Raw genomic sequence first — 15,244 nt, 5'->3', positions numbered from 1 at the left:
GGAGGAAAACCACTCGTCATCAAAAGAAGATGTCTAGAGCCAAAACAGTGAAGCCGCAAGCAGCAATTGCCGCTTGCAAGAACCTAGAACGTGGCGGCAGCGAAATACAGGACTGCGGGGATCGTAATGGAAGAGACGATCACCTGAAGGGTAAGGATGTTGGCAATCATCGGAGCATCGCCCCCCATCTGCCGAGCCAGGACATAGGCACCAGACCCCGTCGGCACGGCCGCGCAGAGAAGGGCAACGCTGAAGGCATCACCCCGTACGCCGAACATGAAGAGCAAGGATCCGACCAAGATCGGCATTAAGACAAGTTTGAGTACAACCGCCAAGGATATCGCAGGCCATTGGGGCAGTGCATCGTTGAGACGCAAACCCGCGCCCACGGTCAGCAGGGCAAGCCCGAGGGCGCCCCGCCCAACCACATCGAGGGTCGTGAGCGGTATGAGCGGAAGCTCAAGCCCACTAATCTGCCATGCAACACCACCCAGAGAAGATACGACGAAAGGGTTACGCGCGATGGACAACAAGAGACGTCTCAAAGAGACCGTCTCGCGACCGATGAACCGGACCATGACAAGAACGCAGAGAATATTGAGTACTGGCGTCATGGCAGCTGCGCCGACAGCAGCGAGGGGAAGTGCGCCAGGCCCAAATTGCAGAGGTACAATTGCAAAGGCAATGAACGTGTGCCAGCGAGCTGAACCCTGTACAAGACTCGTAAACTTGGATGGATCAATCCTGAGTGCTCTGATCAGGGGTTGAGACAAAAGAACCAGGAGGCCGACCATGCAAACGACCGAGACCACCATTGCAGTCGCCATCTGGAACACTGGAACAGACGTGAAATCAGCCGTTGCGATTTCTTTGAAGATGATGGCCGGAAACAAGACAAAGTAGCATAGCTGATCGATTCCGGACCATTGCTGCTCCGGGACGACTGAAAATGTCCTGAGACCATAGCCGGCCAATATGATGAGGAAGACAGGGAGCAGCGCAAGAAAGACGGATGTCATCGAATCGAATCCAAAGCAGCCTGCAGTATCCAGGCGGCTGCAAGCTTGTCGATGACCAGGTCCCGTTTGGCGCGCGATGCATCAGCAGCTATCAGCATCCGTTCAACCGCCGCTGTCGACAGCCGCTCGTCCCAGAATACAAGCGGGACACTGGAGAGACTTGAAAAATTGCGGGCGAATGCTCTTGTTGACTGACAGCGAGGCCCCTCGCTTCCGTCCATGTTGATTGGCAATCCCAACACAACGAGGCCAATGTTTTCCGACCCGATCAGCTCAAGCAGGCGCTGTGCGTCGGCAGTGAACTTTGTTCGCTTGATCGTCTCGAGTGGCGTCGCGATGGAGTGGGTGAGGTCGCCGGTGGCAACGCCAATCGTCTTGCTTCCCAGATCAAGGCCCATGAAACGCTTGCCGGGAGACAGTGCCGCGAACGCGGCTTTGAGTGTCAGGTCCTGTTCGGCCATACTGGTTCACTAGCCGATCCTTGTTCAAACGGGAACCTTTACCTTGTCACCTGCACATGGGTAGCATCTCATGGTTGAGCTACTGATCATGGAGTTCCTGCATGAAGATCACATTCCTCGGCCACTCAGCCTTTCGGCTTGAGACTGGCGTGTCTGTCCTGCTCGTTGATCCATTCCTGACGGGCAATCCAGCAGCGACAATCAGCAGCGATGAGGCATCGATAGGTTGCACGCATGTGCTGCTGACGCACGGACATGATGACCATGTTGGTGATGCGCTCGACATACTGAACAAGACGGGCGCCCTGCTGGTGGCAAATTTCGAGCTATGTTCGTGGCTGCACGCACAAGGTGCGCAGAACTACAGCCCCGGGAACCATGGTGGACGGCTGCGTTTTGATGATTTCGACGTGAATTTCACGCATGCCTGGCATTCCTCGGGCTCCAGCCGATCCTCGGGCCAGATTTATCTGGGTAACCCCGCGGGGTTCATCATTGAGCCGAGGAAAGAGACCGGAAAGACGCTCTACATTGCGGGCGACACCGGCATCTTCGGTGACATGCGGCTCATTCATGAACTTTACAAGCCTGACTATGGTATCCTGCCGATTGGTGACCGGTTCACCATGGGCGCCGAGCAGGCGGCGTATGCCTGCCGGAACTTCTTCAACTTCAAAATGGTGATTCCCTGCCATTTTGGCTCTTTCAAAGGTTTTGTAGACTCCGATGCCTCAGCTTTCCTGAGGGCGATGGGCCCGGATGCGGGCAAGGTGCGGGTGCTCTCGGCTGGCGAGACGGTCTACGTATGACGTCGGGCTGCCTGGGGCTGGTGAGGCCAGAATGCCGGGTCGCCAGAAAGCCAAGTTGCAGGTTGGAGGAACGGGTGCTATTCGGCCCTCTATCATTGTTTGAAGTGGATCTTCCGATGTCAGTTGATCATGCAACGGTCCGGCGTGTGGCGCGCCTTGCGCGTCTCAAGGTTCAGGATGAAGATGTACCACGCCTTGCAGGAGAGCTTAATTCGATCCTCGGTTTCATCGAGCAACTAAACGAAGTTGATGTCTCGAATGTTGAACCGCTCACCTCCGTAGTTTCGATGAAGATGAAAATGCGTGTGGATGAGGTGACTGATGGCCACTTCCCGGAAAAGATTGTAGCCAATGCGCCCGCCCAGGAGGATTCGTTCTTCATGGTTCCGAAGGTAGTCGAGTAACACGAGAGCGAACAGGCAATTCCATGACCACTCTTACGTCTCTCACGATTGCGGCTGCTCGGGAAGGTCTGAAGAAGCGGCAGTTTTCGGCCATCGAGCTTACCGAAGCCTACCTCTCCGCGATGGAGGCCGGAAGGTCGCTCAATGCCTATGTCGTTGAAACGCCGGACAGGGCGAGGGCCATGGCCAGGCAATCGGATCAGAGACTGAGCCGTGGCGATGCCGGCGTTCTTGAAGGCATACCCTTGGGTATAAAGGATCTTTTTGCCACCGAGGACGTACATACCCAGGCATGCAGCCATGTGCTGCACGGGTTCCGCCCGACCTATGAGTCAACCGTCACGGCCAATCTGTGGCGCGACGGTGCCGTCATGCTTGGAAAGCTGAACATGGATGAGTTCGCAATGGGCTCTTCGAATGAATCGAGTTACTACGGTAAGGTGATAAATCCTTGGCGCCGCCGGGGTTCCAATGCAGCGTTGGTTCCAGGTGGTTCATCGGGAGGGTCTGCCGCTGCGGTCGCAGCGCATATTTGTGCAGGCGCCACTGCGACCGACACGGGGGGCTCTATCCGTCAGCCAGCGGCCTTCACGGGAACCGTCGGGATCAAGCCAACCTATGGCCGCTGCTCGCGCTGGGGCATCGTTGCCTTTGCATCGTCGCTCGATCAGGCCGGACCAATCGCGCGGGACGTGCGCGATGCGGCGATCCTGCTCAAGTCCATGGCAAGTGTCGACCCAAGAGACACCACGTCAGTTGATCGTCCGGTGCCGGATTACGAGGCAGCTGTTGGTCGCCCGATCAGGGGCCTCCGCGTGGGTATTCCGCGGGAGTACCGTGTCGATGGGATGCCTGCCGAGATCGATGCCCTCTGGAAAAAGGGAGCTGAGTGGCTGCGCGAGCAGGGCGCAGAGATTGTCGAGATATCACTGCCCCATACCAAGTATGCGCTGCCGGCTTACTATATCGTTGCACCTGCTGAGGCTTCCTCAAATCTGGCGCGTTACGACGGCGTTCGTTATGGCCTTCGCGTTGAGGGCGACGACATCGTGGACATGTACGAGAGGTCGAGGGCTGCGGGCTTTGGACGTGAGGTTCAACGCCGGATCTTGATCGGCACCTATGTGCTATCGGCTGGTTACTATGATGCCTACTATGTGAGGGCCCAGAAGGTAAGAACCCTGATCAAACAGGACTTTGACGCCGCCTGGGACAAGGTTGATGTTGTCCTTACCCCCGCAACGCCCAGTCCGGCCTTTGCGCCCGGTGAGATCACCGATCCCGTGCAGATGTATCTCAACGACATCTTCACGGTAACGGTGAACATGGCAGGATTGCCAGGCATCTCGGTACCTGGTGGACTTTCCGAGGACGGCCTTCCTTTGGGTCTCCAGCTTATCGGCAGACCCTTTGGCGAGGAGACGCTCTTTCAGGCCGCATCTGCGATCGAGCAGGCAGCTGGTTCGCTCCATGCCCCGGTCTGGTGGTAGGCAGCAAGGTTATTTCGGCTGCGGAACGACCCTGAGATAGGGTTTCAGCGTTTTCCATCCACCGGGAAATTTTTCTTTCGCCGCGTCATCCGACAGCGACGCGAGAATGATTACATCTTCGCCCTGTTTCCAGTCGGCAGGGGTTGCCACCGACTTTTGCGCGGTCAGCTGCAGCGAGTCGATGACACGGATGATTTCGTTGAAATTTCGGCCCGTGCTCATCGGATAGGCGACGATGAACTTGATCTTCTTGTCGGGTCCAACGATGAAGACATTGCGAACCGTTGCATTGTCGGCAGCCGTTCTGCCCTTGGCCGTGCCTGAGGCATTGGGATGGATCATGCCATAGAGTTTGGCCACGGCCAGATCTTCATCACCGATCATTGGGTAGTTTACGGACTCGCCGGTAACATCCTTGATGTCCGCCTTCCAGCGGTGATGATCGTCCACGGAATCGACTGAAATTCCGATCAGCTTGACGCCGCGCTTGTCGAATTCCCCCTTCATCCGCGCGACAGAGCCCAATTCCGTGGTGCAAACCGGTGTGAAATCCTTGGGGTGAGAAAAAAACACAGCCCAGGCCCCGTCGATGTAGTCATGAAACCCGATACGGCCCTCGGTCGTGTTTGCTTCGAAGTCGGGTGCGATGTCGCCAATCTGCAGTGTCATGATCACCTCCGTTGTTGGTTCGAATTAGCAGAATAAGCGTTCTTAATAAAGAACAAATAATCCGGCTCTCCGATCAAAGCTGCTTTGCAGGAATCGCAGGACTCCGGCATGCTCTGCCTGTCATTGGAGCACCCTGTCATGAGCCATCTCTCGTCGTTCCCGATCCTTGTCTTTGTACTGGTTGCATATCTTGGGATTGCCGCTCTCGGCGGAATGATGCTGGACGGAGATGCGCTGACCATCAGTCTCGCCTCGGGAGCTGAGATGACACTGCGGGGCGGTGATCTGTTTGTCGCCGGGGGGTTGGTGGCGCTGACCATCGACCTGGCAAAGATGAGCAGGGGTGGCCGCTTGGGTCATGTCGTGCGTGCCGTAGCCTTTGTGGCGGCATTGGCCTGTCTCATGCTGCTGTCCGCAGCCGGAACAGTGACGTTTCTGTTGCTTGGCCTGATGACGCTGGTGGAAATGATCGCAGGCGTTGCGATCACGCGGCACACGCGCTGACTAAGCCTTGATGCGCTCGCCTTTCGGGTCGTAGAAGGGCTGAAGTTGAACCCGCGCCGGGCAACGCTTCCAGGCGAGTTCGATTTCCCACGTTCCACTGTCGATCCAGTCCTTTGTAACCCCTTGCTTGTGGTGCACATAGCCTAGCCCGAGGGACCGGTTGATCCGATGGCCCCATGCCCCTGATGTGGTGGAGCCGACGATTACACCGTTACGGTAGATCGGCTCCTCGTGATAAATCATGGGGGCGGACTGGGAATTGTCTTCGAGGGCCAGGCAGACAAGGCGCTTGTTAAGATTGGGAAGAGCTTTCTGCTTCAGCAATGCCTCGCGTCCGAGAAACCCTCCTGGCTTTTCCCAGGCCACGGCGAAGCCTAAGCCTGCTTCGAGGGGTGTGTCCTCATCGGCGATATCGTGGCCCCAATGCCGGTAAGCCTTCTCGGTTCTGCAGTTGTTCATGGTATGCATTCCAGCCGGTGTAAGCCCGAACTCCTGTCCAGCCTCCCACAAGACTTCGAAGACATGAGCGGCGAATTCGGCAGGCACGTAGAGCTCCCAACCCAACTCGCCAACATATGTAATTCTGCTGGCGCGCAGTCTGGCATAACCGATCTCGATTTCCCGTGATGTGGCGAAGGGAAAGGATGCGGTGGAGAGATCTGCGCCCGAGACTCTCTCGAGAAGCGCCCGTGACTTCGGCCCCATGATGGCGATCATTGGAAGTCCGGAGGTGATGTCAGTAGCTACGCAGTGGGCCTCGGCAGGCGTGTGCCTTTTGAGCCACGCCATGTCGCGTGTCTGGGGCGCCGCGCCAGTGACAACCAGGAACCGATCCTCTGCGAGCCGAGTGACTGTCAGGTCGGCTTCGATGCCGCCCCGGTCATTGAGCCACTGAGTGTAGACCACCCGGCCAGCTTCCACGTCCACGTTGGCGGCCGACACCCGATTCAGGACCTTCGCGGCATCCCGGCCTTCAACTGAATATTTGGCAAAGCTCGACTGGTCGAAGAACGCGCAGTTCGTCATCAGTTGTTTTGCTTCATGGGCCGCGCACGGAAACCAATTCTGGCGGCCGTAAGAGTACTCATACTCGGCCTTGATGCCGTCGCGGGCGTACCAATTGGGTCGCTCCCACCCATTGACCTCACCAAAGACAGCCCCGAGTTGCTTCGTGTAGGAGTAAATGGCCGAGCGACGTACGCCTCGGGCCGTCTCTGCCTGCCGGTAGGGCCAATGCATTGCATAGAGCAGCCCCAGACTTTCAGAGACGCGTTCGCGAATGTAGTTCTTGACGGACTGGAACGGATGAATGCGGCGAATGTCCATGCCGCTCACATCCATTGGCGGATATCCATTTTTGATCCACTGGGAGAGGACCAGTCCCGCGCCCCCAGATGACTGTATGCCAATCGAATTGAAGCCTGCCGCAACAAAGACATTCTTCACCTCGGGCGCCTCTCCCAGATAGTAGCGGACATCGGGTGTGAAACTCTCGGGCCCGTTGAAGAATAGCTGGATACCTGCCGTTTCCAGGAGAGGCACACGGTTGATGGCGCTCGTCAAGATTGGTTCGAAATGGTCCATGTCTTCGGGAAGCGTTACGAAGGCGTGATCCTCATCGATTCCACCCCCGCCCCACGGCTTGGCCTTTGGTTCAAAGGCGCCGACCATGAGCTTACCTGCGTCTTCCTTGTAATAGGTGCACTCGTCAGGGACGCGGACTACCGGCATGTTGCGGGGCAGCTCAGCGATTGGCTCCGACACGATGTAGAAATGCTCGCAGGCATGAAGAGGAATGTTGACCCCGATCGATCGACCCAGGTCGCGAGACCACATACCCGATGCAACCACAACCTTGTCCGCAAGGATCGTGCCATCTGTCGTTTCCACGCCAAAGGCTTGACCATTTTTGACTAGTATCCTGGCAACCTTAACGTTCTCGAATATCTTCGCTCCACGCGTCCTGGCGCCGGCGGCCAGTGCCTGGGTCACATCAATTGGATTTACCTGGCCATCCTTGGGGAGGAAGACACCACCCTTCACGCCTTCCATGTTGTAGTGGGGCAAACGCTCACTGATCTCTCCGGTCGTGATGACCTGCACATCGAGGCCAAAGTTCTTGGCCATGGAGGCGCCGCGCATCAGTTCTTCGAGCCTGCCCTCATTGAGTGCTATCGAGATTGAACCATTCTGCTTGAACCCGGTGGCCTGACCGGTTTCTCTTTCGAGCCCCTCAAAAAGAGTAGTGGTGTATTTGGCCAGCTCAGTCAGGTTGCGGGTTGCTCGCAGCTGGCCCACCAGTCCTGCGGCGTGCCAGGTCGTGCCTGACGTAAGCTGCTTGCGCTCCAGCACCACCACATTGGTTATCCCCTCCCGGGCCAGGTGATAGGCAATCGAACAGCCAACAATGCCTCCACCGATAACCACAACATCAGCGCGCTGGGGCAGGGATCTTGACATCGTATTCCTCCGGTTTTTCCATGGTCTACCAGCCGGCCGGCCCCCCACGGAAGCGCCAGACTGTCTCACGTGCAGCTGCCAGCCGCTCACGAGGCCCCATTTTCCTTTGCGGCCCGAGCGGCTTTCGACTAAATCCGTTCGAAACAACGAACGGATCGTTTCATGCATCAGGGTGACATATCCCCAGCCGACGCTTTCCAGCGGCTCCAGAACAATCCCTCCGCCGTGCTGATCGATGTGCGTACTCAGCCCGAATGGGTTTTCGTCGGCGTTCCCGCCGTCGAACGTCTCATTCGGCTCTCTTGGCAAGTATTTCCATCGATGCAGCAGAACGGAAGCTTCGTCGCGGAAATTGAACAGATGGGTTTGGCGAAGGATACAGAAATCCTCTGCATTTGCCGTTCCGGAGCGCGTTCCGCCTCGGCGGCTTCGGCACTGACACAAGCCGGCTACAGCAATGCGTGGAACGTTGCAGAGGGCTTCGAAGGTGACAAGGATGGCCAGGGGCACCGCGGCACGCTTGGTGGCTGGAAGGCAGCTGGGCTCCCCTGGGTCCAGAGCTGACAGGATCGGGTTTCATGAGCAAGACAACTGATCCCAGCCGCTGGGGCGATGCCACCAAGCTGGTGCGTGGCGGGCTTCATCGCAGCCCACATGGCGAGACCTCGGAGGCGCTCTTTCTCAACTCGGGTTTTGTCTATGACCAGCCTGAGACTGCCGAGCGCCGCTTTGCCGGCGAGGATGATGGCTATGTGTATGGGCGTTATGGCAATCCAACCGTTACCATGTTCGAGGAGCGCCTCGCTCTGCTGGAGGGCGCGGAGGCGTGCTATGCCTTGGCGTCAGGTATGGCGTCCGTTTTCGGAGCGCTGGCCTGCCAACTGAAAGCTGGTGACCATTTGATCGCATCAAGGGCCCTGTTTGGCTCATGCTATCAGGTCGTGACATCCATTCTGCCGCGCTTCGGCATCCGGACGACCCTCGTGGATGGTACTGACCTGGCGGCCTGGAAAAAGGCTCTGGAGTCGGAAACGAAATGCGTGTTTCTGGAAACACCCTCCAATCCAGGGCTCGAGGTGCTTGATCTGGAGGCCATTTGCCGCCTGGCAAAATCAAAGGGCGCCAATGTGGTGGTGGACAACATCTTCGCGACCCCAATCCTGCAGCGGCCCCTGTCTTATGGTGCTGATGTTGTTGTTTATTCCGGAACCAAGCATATGGACGGGCAGGGCCGGGTGCTGGGTGGCGCCATCGTATCAAGCCGAAAATTCAAGGATGAACTGCTCAAGCCGTTTCTGCGGCACACAGGCCCCTCTATTTCGCCTTTCAACGCATGGGTGCTTCTCAAGGGGCTGGAAACGATGAAGCTGCGTGTCGAGGCCCAGAGTGTTGCTGCCCAGACGATTGCCGAGGCCTTGGCTGGCCTGCCCGGTGTGACCCGCGTGCTCTATCCTCATCTCGATACCCATCCGCAGTCCAAGCTGGCAAGAAAGCAGATGAGGCTTGGCGGCACGATGGTAACTTTCGAGATTGCGGGGGGCAAGAGCAAGGCTTTTGACGTGCTGCGCCATCTCGAGATCATAGACATCTCAAACAATCTAGGCGACGCCAAGTCTCTCATGACCCACCCTGCCTCCACAACACACCGGAATATCGGGGCAGAGGCGCGAGCCACAATGGGGATCAGCGACGGCATGCTCCGCCTGTCTGTAGGACTAGAGGATACGGCGGATTTGATCAGCGATCTCAAACAGGCGATCGCGGCTTAAAACCTAGGTAATCGAGCCTGCCACATCCCGGAGCGAAGTTCTGGCGAGCGAACTGTGCAATGCGCACTCGGCCGCCTTAAGCGGCCCGGACAGGACCTTGCCGAGTTGTGTCGCCACAGGGCAGTTCGATTGTGGATTCGTCTTGTGCATGCGGAACACGCTTTCATCCTCGACCGCAAAGTATACATCAGCCAGTGTAATCTCCCCAGGATCGCGGTTGAGTTCGAAGCCACCCGAACGCCCGGCCACTGATCTGACAAGCCTTGCCCTTTCGAGTTCGCTCATCAGGCGGCGTATCACGACTGGATTAGTGTGGACACTGGCTGCTACGAGTGCCGAGCACACCGGGCCCCTCCCGCGGTAGCGAGCGAGGACGCTCATGGCGTGTACTGCGACGACGAAGCGGCTGCTGGACAACATAACTGTAACCTCTGAAGATACATCGGCATGACTGGGCGAAAGGTCAAGCCGCCAGAACCGGCAAGGATAGGGTTTGTTAACTGAGTCCGCCCAAATCTGCTTATTGTTTAGTTTGGAGCGGTCCGATGCGCCATTTTGACCTCACCGTTACTTGTGTCTGTTGCGCCTTGCTGGGCTATTTTGCTTGGCATGCCTTTCAGGGCCAGCGGGGGATGCCTTATCGTGATGCCCTGGCGGTTGACGCTGCCAGGCTTATGGAGAAGAGGGATGCGCTGGTGGCGGACCGTCAGCGGTTAGAGCAGAGGGTCGCATTGCTCCGGCCCGAAAGCATTGATCCCGATCTTCTCGACGAGCTTGCCAGGGGAATGCTCGAACTGGCCAAGCCCAGCGATGTTGTTGCTTTCACACGCTGATAAACCCCGGCGATTTCTTGTACATAAACCGAATTCCGGTTAATTGTTGAATTCATGTGCTAACTCAATCATTTACTGATAGTATGGCCTTCATCAATAGTGGAGGCATGCGTGGCGGTGAAATCGGCGTATATTTCGCGTAAACACGGCAAGGCCGAGAAGGCCAACCTCTCCAACAGCGGCTTCACCGCCGAGGAGGAACTTCACGCATATCGCGAAATGCTTCTGATCCGACGCTTCGAGGAAAAGGCGGGCCAACTTTACGGCATGGGCTTCATTGGTGGCTTTTGCCACCTCTACATCGGGCAGGAGGCTGTGGTGGTCGGCATGCAGATGGCTCAAAAGCCGGGCGATCAGGTGATCACGTCCTACCGTGATCACGGTCATATGCTGGCCTGTGGAATGGACCCGAAGGGCGTGATGGCGGAACTGACCGGACGACGTGGCGGGCTTTCGAAAGGCAAGGGCGGCTCGATGCACATGTTCAGTCGCGAAAAACAGTTCTTTGGCGGCCACGGGATCGTGGGTGCGCAAGTACCATTGGGAGCAGGTCTGGCTTTTGCCAACAGGTATCGCGGGAACGACCATGTGGCGGTGGCCTATTTCGGCGAGGGTGCCGCCAACCAGGGCCAAGTCTACGAAACATTCAACATGGCGTCGATCTGGAAGCTCCCCGTCATCTTCATTATCGAAAACAATCGCTATGCCATGGGAACCGCATCCACCCGCTCAACAGCCATGGCGGAGCAGCTTGGCGCCCGCGGCGCAGCCTTTGGCATTCCGTTCGAGCAGGTCGATGGCATGGACGTAAGGGCGGTGCGTGAGGCTGGCGAGCGTGCCGTAGCCCACTGCCGATCCGGGACTGGCCCCTATATCCTCGAGATGATGACCTACCGCTACCGTGGACACTCGATGTCGGATCCGGCCAAATACCGGACGAAGGAGGAGGTTCAGAAGATGCGCGAGGAACACGACCCGATCGAACAGGTCAAGGCGCGTATCCTCAATGGCAAACTCGCGAGCGAAGAGGACCTCAAGAAGATCGATTCTGACGTCCGCGCTATTGTGACCGAGGCTGCGGAATTTGCGCAGAATGATCCGGAGCCCGATCCTTCGGAACTCTACACGGACATCTATGTGAACGGCTGAGGGAGGAGCGCGCCATGCCATCGATTCTGATGCCTGCCCTGTCGCCAACGATGGAAGAGGGCAAGCTTGCGAAGTGGCTCAAGAATGTCGGCGACATGGTCAAGCCGGGTGATGTCATTGCCGAGATCGAGACCGACAAGGCGACGATGGAGGTCGAGGCGGTCGACGAAGGACCACTCTCGGAAATTCTGGTGCCTGCTGGAACTGAGCATGTGAAGGTGAATACGCCCATTGCGGTCATTGGCGCCAACGAACCGGCCCCCGTTGTCAGGGCCACGAGCAACCATGTGGCGAAACCAGTGATGCCAGCCGTAGCCGTAGCAGCAGTGCCTTCACAAAGCCTCCCAGCAGTCGAGGCGGTTCCATCCGAAACGGAAATGGAAACAATCACGGTGCGCGAGGCCATTCGCGCCGCCATGTCTGAGGAAATGCGCCGCGATTCCGACGTGTTCCTGATGGGCGAGGAGGTTGGCCAGTATCAGGGCGCCTACAAGATTTCCCAGGGAATGCTCGAGGAGTTCGGGCCTCTCCGTGTTATCGACACGCCAATCACTGAGCATGGCTTCGCGGGGCTGGCAGTGGGAGCGGGCTTTGCCGGGTTGAAGCCGATTGTCGAGTTCATGACCTTCAACTTCTCAATGCAGGCGATCGATCACATCATCAATTCAGCGGCAAAAACCCTTTACATGTCGGGCGGTCAGATGGGCTGCTCCATTGTATTTCGGGGGCCTAACGGCGCTGCAGCCCGCGTTGCCGCCCAGCACAGCCAGGACTTTGCGGCATGGTACAGCCATATTCCTGGTCTGAAGGTGGTGATGCCATACACGGCAGCCGACGCGAAGGGGCTGATGAAATCAGCCATACGCGATCCCAATCCCGTGGTTTTCCTCGAAAACGAGATTCTGTATGGCAAGAGCTTCGAAGTTCCTAAGCACGAGGATTGGATTGTACCAATCGGCAAAGCTCGGATCGCCCGGACTGGACGGCATGTCACCATCGTATCCTTTGGGATCAGCATGATCATCGCGCTGACTGCTGCGGAGAGACTTGCGGCAGAGGGGATCGAGGCGGAAGTCGTCGATCTCCGCACCATAAGGCCGATGGACCTGCCGACAGTCATCGCAAGTGTTCAGAAGACGAATCGGTGCGTGTGTGTGGAGGAGGGGTTCCCTCAGTTTTCCGTTACCAGTGAACTGGCAGCGCAAATCATGACCCACGCCTTTGACTACCTCGACGCGCCTGTCGCACGCGTCGCCGGCAAGGATGTACCAATGCCCTATGCGGCCAATCTAGAAAAGCTTGCGCTGCCCAATGCCGATGAGGTTGTCGCTGCTGTAAAGGCGGTTCTCTATGTCTGACCAAGACCATCACCACCATAACCATCACGGCGAAATGCACCCGCATCAGCTGGAACCTCCGCATGAGGTATTCCATGATCCCAAGGCGGGTGAAGTGGCGCGTGCCTGGATCACGAATGGCGGGCTGAGCCTGTCACTTCATGCCATGGCTTTTGGCAAGCCTGAGATCTGGGGGCATGTCCTTGCCGGCATGGCGCAGCAGGTGGCGGCCGCCTGTGCCGAGATGGGGCATGGCAATGCGCCAGATAATTTCGCAGCGATACGTAAGGTTTTGAACGAGGATTTGAACAAGGTTGCAGCTCAGCTGTCGCCGCTTGCAGCCAAGAGCTGAGTTTTGCCGGGGCTTCTCCGCGCCCCGGTTCCTCCTCCAGGATGATTGAGGAAGTCCGAAATGCCCGTGAATGTGCTGATGCCCGCCCTCTCGCCCACGATGGAAAAGGGTAAACTTGCCAAGTGGCTGAAGAAGGAGGGCGATAGAATCAAGTCTGGCGATGTGCTGGCTGAGATCGAGACTGACAAGGCGACGATGGAGGTTGAAGCGGTCGATGAGGGTATTCTTGGAAAGCTGCTCGTTGCAGCCGGTACTGATGATGTAGCGGTCAACACACCCATCGCGGTGATCCTCGGCGATGGCGAAAAGCCCGGTGATGCGCCGGCAGCTTCGGCACCGAAGCCTGCCCCGGCGGCGGCGCCTGCTGCCCCGGCCGCCACTGCTCAATCGCCGGCGCCACCGGCGAAACCGGCAGGCGGGCGCGTATTCGCGTCACCGTTGGCCCGCCGCATAGCAAAGCAGAAAGGCGTCGATATCGCGGCGCTGCTGGGCTCTGGCCCGCATGGCCGCATCGTGGCGAAGGATGTGGAGCGCCCGGGATCAGAAGTGTCAGCACCTGCTGCTTCGGCAATGGCCTCGGCTGCGCCGGCGGCCTCCGACAAGGCGATCCTCAAGTTGTTCGCCGAAGGCTCATTTGAGCTTGTTCCGCATGACTCCATGAGAAAGACGATCGCGAGACGCCTCATAGAGGCAAAGCAGACGATTCCGCATTTCTACGTGTCTGTTGACGTTGGACTGGATCAAATACTCGACGTTCGCGAGCGGCTCAATCTTCAGGCGCCCAAGGACAAGGACGGCAAACCTCTTTGGAAGATATCGGTGAATGATTTCATCATTAAGGCCATGGCAATGGCTTTGATCCGCGTCCCTGATGCCAATGTTGCCTGGACAGAGCAAGCCATGGTTAGACACAAGCATGCAGATATTGGTGTTGCGGTATCAATACCGGGTGGACTGATCACGCCGGTAGTCCGCAGGGCAGATACGAAGGGTCTGGCACAAATTTCTGCAGAGATGAGGGATTATGCCGCGAGGGCGAGGTCGCGCAAGCTGAAGCCCGAAGAGTATACCGGCGGATCAGCCTCCGTATCGAACATGGGAATGATGAACGTGAAGACCTTCGCGGCGATCATAAATCCGCCGCAGGCATCGATCTTGGCAATCGGCTCAGCCGAACGCCGCCCCGTTGTCCGTGGACACGATATCAAGATCGAGCAACAGATGACCATCACCCTCTCTGCTGATCACCGTTGCATCGATGGAGCGCTTGGCGCGGAATTCATCGGGGTCATAAAGGCCTATCTCGAGGAACCAGGCCTCATGCTTGTATGAGATCAACATGAAAACCATTCTCGCCTTCGGAGACTCGCTCACCTGGGGTTTCATCGCCGGAAGCTGGGAGCGGCATCCCTACGACGTACGTTGGCCCAACGCGCTGACGGCGGCGCTCAGTGGCAAGGCGCGGGTCATCGAGGAGGGCCATAACGGCCGCACGACGGTATTCGACGACCCGACCTGCTTTGATGACCGCAATGGTTCGAAGGCCCTCCCGGTGCTGCTGGCCACCCATCAGCCGCTGGATCTCGTCATCATCATGCTGGGCACCAACGACATCAAATTCGCCAACCGCTGCCGTGCCTTTGACGCCGCCATGGGCATGACGCGGCTTATCGAGATCGTGCAGAAGTTTTCCTTCCTTCCGGCATTCAGGGCGCCGCAGATTTTGATCATGTCGCCGCCCGCTCTCGTTCCGACGGCTGATGAATGGTTCAACGATCTTTGGGGCCACGCAATTGAGGAATCCAAGCTGTTCGCAAAACATTACGAGCGCGTTGCTAAGGAGGCAGGCGTTCATTTCTTCGATGCGGGCAGCGTGGCCAAGGCCGATCCAATGGATGGTGGCCACCTCGACGCAGCCAACACCAAGGCCATCGGCACGGCGCTTGCGCCAGTGGTGAAAGGGATATTGGGAATATGAATAGTTTGAT

At 57.6% G+C, this 15,244-nt stretch carries 17 protein-coding genes; 12 read left to right on the top strand and 5 right to left on the bottom strand.

Translation table 11 applies throughout. The annotated features are described in order from the left end of the window. Positions 1–83: 83 nt before the first annotated feature. Both ACILRN_RS10010 and ruvX read right to left on the bottom strand, forming a co-directional pair. Positions 84–1,019 carry an AEC family transporter gene (locus tag ACILRN_RS10010; RefSeq protein ID WP_395687868.1) on the bottom strand — a complete coding sequence of 312 codons (936 nt, stop codon included), beginning with the start codon at positions 1,017–1,019 and terminating at the stop codon, positions 84–86. Beyond that, complete coding sequence (ruvX, locus tag ACILRN_RS10005; RefSeq protein WP_395687866.1) at positions 1,016–1,480, bottom strand: Holliday junction resolvase RuvX; 465 nt, start codon at positions 1,478–1,480, stop codon at positions 1,016–1,018. The genes ACILRN_RS10010 and ruvX overlap by 4 nt, the downstream gene beginning before the upstream one ends. Before the next feature lie 101 nt (positions 1,481–1,581). Here ruvX and ACILRN_RS10000 point away from each other — a divergent pair, with 101 nt between their 5' ends. The 3 genes from ACILRN_RS10000 (at position 1,582) to gatA (ending at position 4,183) form a co-directional block, all read left to right on the top strand. Beyond that, positions 1,582–2,289, top strand: coding sequence for a metal-dependent hydrolase (locus tag ACILRN_RS10000; protein WP_395687864.1), 708 nt, complete (start codon positions 1,582–1,584; stop codon positions 2,287–2,289). Between the two features lie 116 nt (positions 2,290–2,405). Then, complete coding sequence (gene gatC, locus ACILRN_RS09995; RefSeq protein ID WP_395687862.1) at positions 2,406–2,693, top strand: Asp-tRNA(Asn)/Glu-tRNA(Gln) amidotransferase subunit GatC; 288 nt, start codon at positions 2,406–2,408, stop codon at positions 2,691–2,693. Positions 2,694–2,716: 23 nt separating this feature from the next. Beyond that, entirely contained in the window at positions 2,717–4,183 is a 1,467-nt protein-coding gene (gene gatA, locus ACILRN_RS09990; RefSeq protein WP_395687860.1) for an Asp-tRNA(Asn)/Glu-tRNA(Gln) amidotransferase subunit GatA, read from the top strand. A 9-nt stretch (positions 4,184–4,192) separates the two neighbouring features. On the opposite strand, the gene ACILRN_RS09985 is transcribed toward gatA, so the two are convergent. After that, complete coding sequence (locus ACILRN_RS09985) at positions 4,193–4,852, bottom strand: peroxiredoxin (RefSeq protein WP_395687858.1); 660 nt, start codon at positions 4,850–4,852, stop codon at positions 4,193–4,195. 138 nt (positions 4,853–4,990) lie between these two features. Here ACILRN_RS09985 and ACILRN_RS09980 point away from each other — a divergent pair, with 138 nt between their 5' ends. Next, positions 4,991–5,356: a hypothetical protein gene (locus ACILRN_RS09980; RefSeq protein ID WP_395687856.1), complete on the top strand. Its 366-nt coding sequence runs from the start codon at positions 4,991–4,993 to the stop codon at positions 5,354–5,356. On the opposite strand, the gene ACILRN_RS09975 is transcribed toward ACILRN_RS09980, so the two are convergent. Further along, entirely contained in the window at positions 5,357–7,816 is a 2,460-nt protein-coding gene (locus ACILRN_RS09975; protein ID WP_395687854.1) for an FAD-dependent oxidoreductase, read from the bottom strand. Positions 7,817–7,978: 162 nt separating this feature from the next. Here ACILRN_RS09975 and ACILRN_RS09970 point away from each other — a divergent pair, with 162 nt between their 5' ends. Both ACILRN_RS09970 and metZ read left to right on the top strand, forming a co-directional pair. Then, positions 7,979–8,380 (top strand): rhodanese-like domain-containing protein, encoded by a 402-nt coding sequence (locus ACILRN_RS09970; protein WP_395687852.1) that lies wholly within the window; start codon positions 7,979–7,981, stop codon positions 8,378–8,380. 14 nt (positions 8,381–8,394) lie between these two features. Further along, positions 8,395–9,585, top strand: a complete 1,191-nt coding sequence (gene metZ, locus ACILRN_RS09965) for an O-succinylhomoserine sulfhydrylase (RefSeq protein ID WP_395687850.1) — start codon at positions 8,395–8,397, stop codon at positions 9,583–9,585. Between the two features lie 3 nt (positions 9,586–9,588). Here metZ and ACILRN_RS09960 read toward each other — a convergent pair whose 3' ends face one another. After that, entirely contained in the window at positions 9,589–10,005 is a 417-nt protein-coding gene (locus tag ACILRN_RS09960) for an Rrf2 family transcriptional regulator (protein WP_395687849.1), read from the bottom strand. Positions 10,006–10,130: 125 nt separating this feature from the next. Here ACILRN_RS09960 and ACILRN_RS09955 point away from each other — a divergent pair, with 125 nt between their 5' ends. The 6 genes from ACILRN_RS09955 (at position 10,131) to ACILRN_RS09930 (ending at position 15,234) form a co-directional block, all read left to right on the top strand. Beyond that, positions 10,131–10,418: a septum formation initiator family protein gene (locus ACILRN_RS09955; protein ID WP_395687847.1), complete on the top strand. Its 288-nt coding sequence runs from the start codon at positions 10,131–10,133 to the stop codon at positions 10,416–10,418. A gap of 132 nt (positions 10,419–10,550) precedes the next feature. Then, complete coding sequence (gene pdhA / locus ACILRN_RS09950) at positions 10,551–11,567, top strand: pyruvate dehydrogenase (acetyl-transferring) E1 component subunit alpha (RefSeq protein ID WP_395687870.1); 1,017 nt, start codon at positions 10,551–10,553, stop codon at positions 11,565–11,567. Positions 11,568–11,581: 14 nt separating this feature from the next. Continuing rightward, positions 11,582–12,925: a pyruvate dehydrogenase complex E1 component subunit beta gene (locus ACILRN_RS09945; RefSeq protein ID WP_395687845.1), complete on the top strand. Its 1,344-nt coding sequence runs from the start codon at positions 11,582–11,584 to the stop codon at positions 12,923–12,925. Further along, positions 12,918–13,256 (top strand): DUF5076 domain-containing protein, encoded by a 339-nt coding sequence (locus tag ACILRN_RS09940; protein WP_395687843.1) that lies wholly within the window; start codon positions 12,918–12,920, stop codon positions 13,254–13,256. The genes ACILRN_RS09945 and ACILRN_RS09940 overlap by 8 nt, the downstream gene beginning before the upstream one ends. Before the next feature lie 60 nt (positions 13,257–13,316). Continuing rightward, on the top strand, positions 13,317–14,588 hold the full coding sequence (locus ACILRN_RS09935) for a pyruvate dehydrogenase complex dihydrolipoamide acetyltransferase (RefSeq protein WP_395687841.1): 1,272 nt from the start codon (positions 13,317–13,319) through the stop codon (positions 14,586–14,588). 7 nt (positions 14,589–14,595) lie between these two features. Then, complete coding sequence (locus ACILRN_RS09930; protein ID WP_395687839.1) at positions 14,596–15,234, top strand: SGNH/GDSL hydrolase family protein; 639 nt, start codon at positions 14,596–14,598, stop codon at positions 15,232–15,234. Positions 15,235–15,244 lie beyond the last annotated feature (10 nt).

The organism is Aestuariivirga sp. (assembly GCF_044238155.1).
Taxonomy (GTDB): Bacteria; Pseudomonadota; Alphaproteobacteria; order Rhizobiales; family Aestuariivirgaceae; genus Aestuariivirga.
The sequence above is the reverse complement of the archived record's forward strand: the minus strand, read 5'-3'. Positions and strand labels throughout refer to the sequence as shown.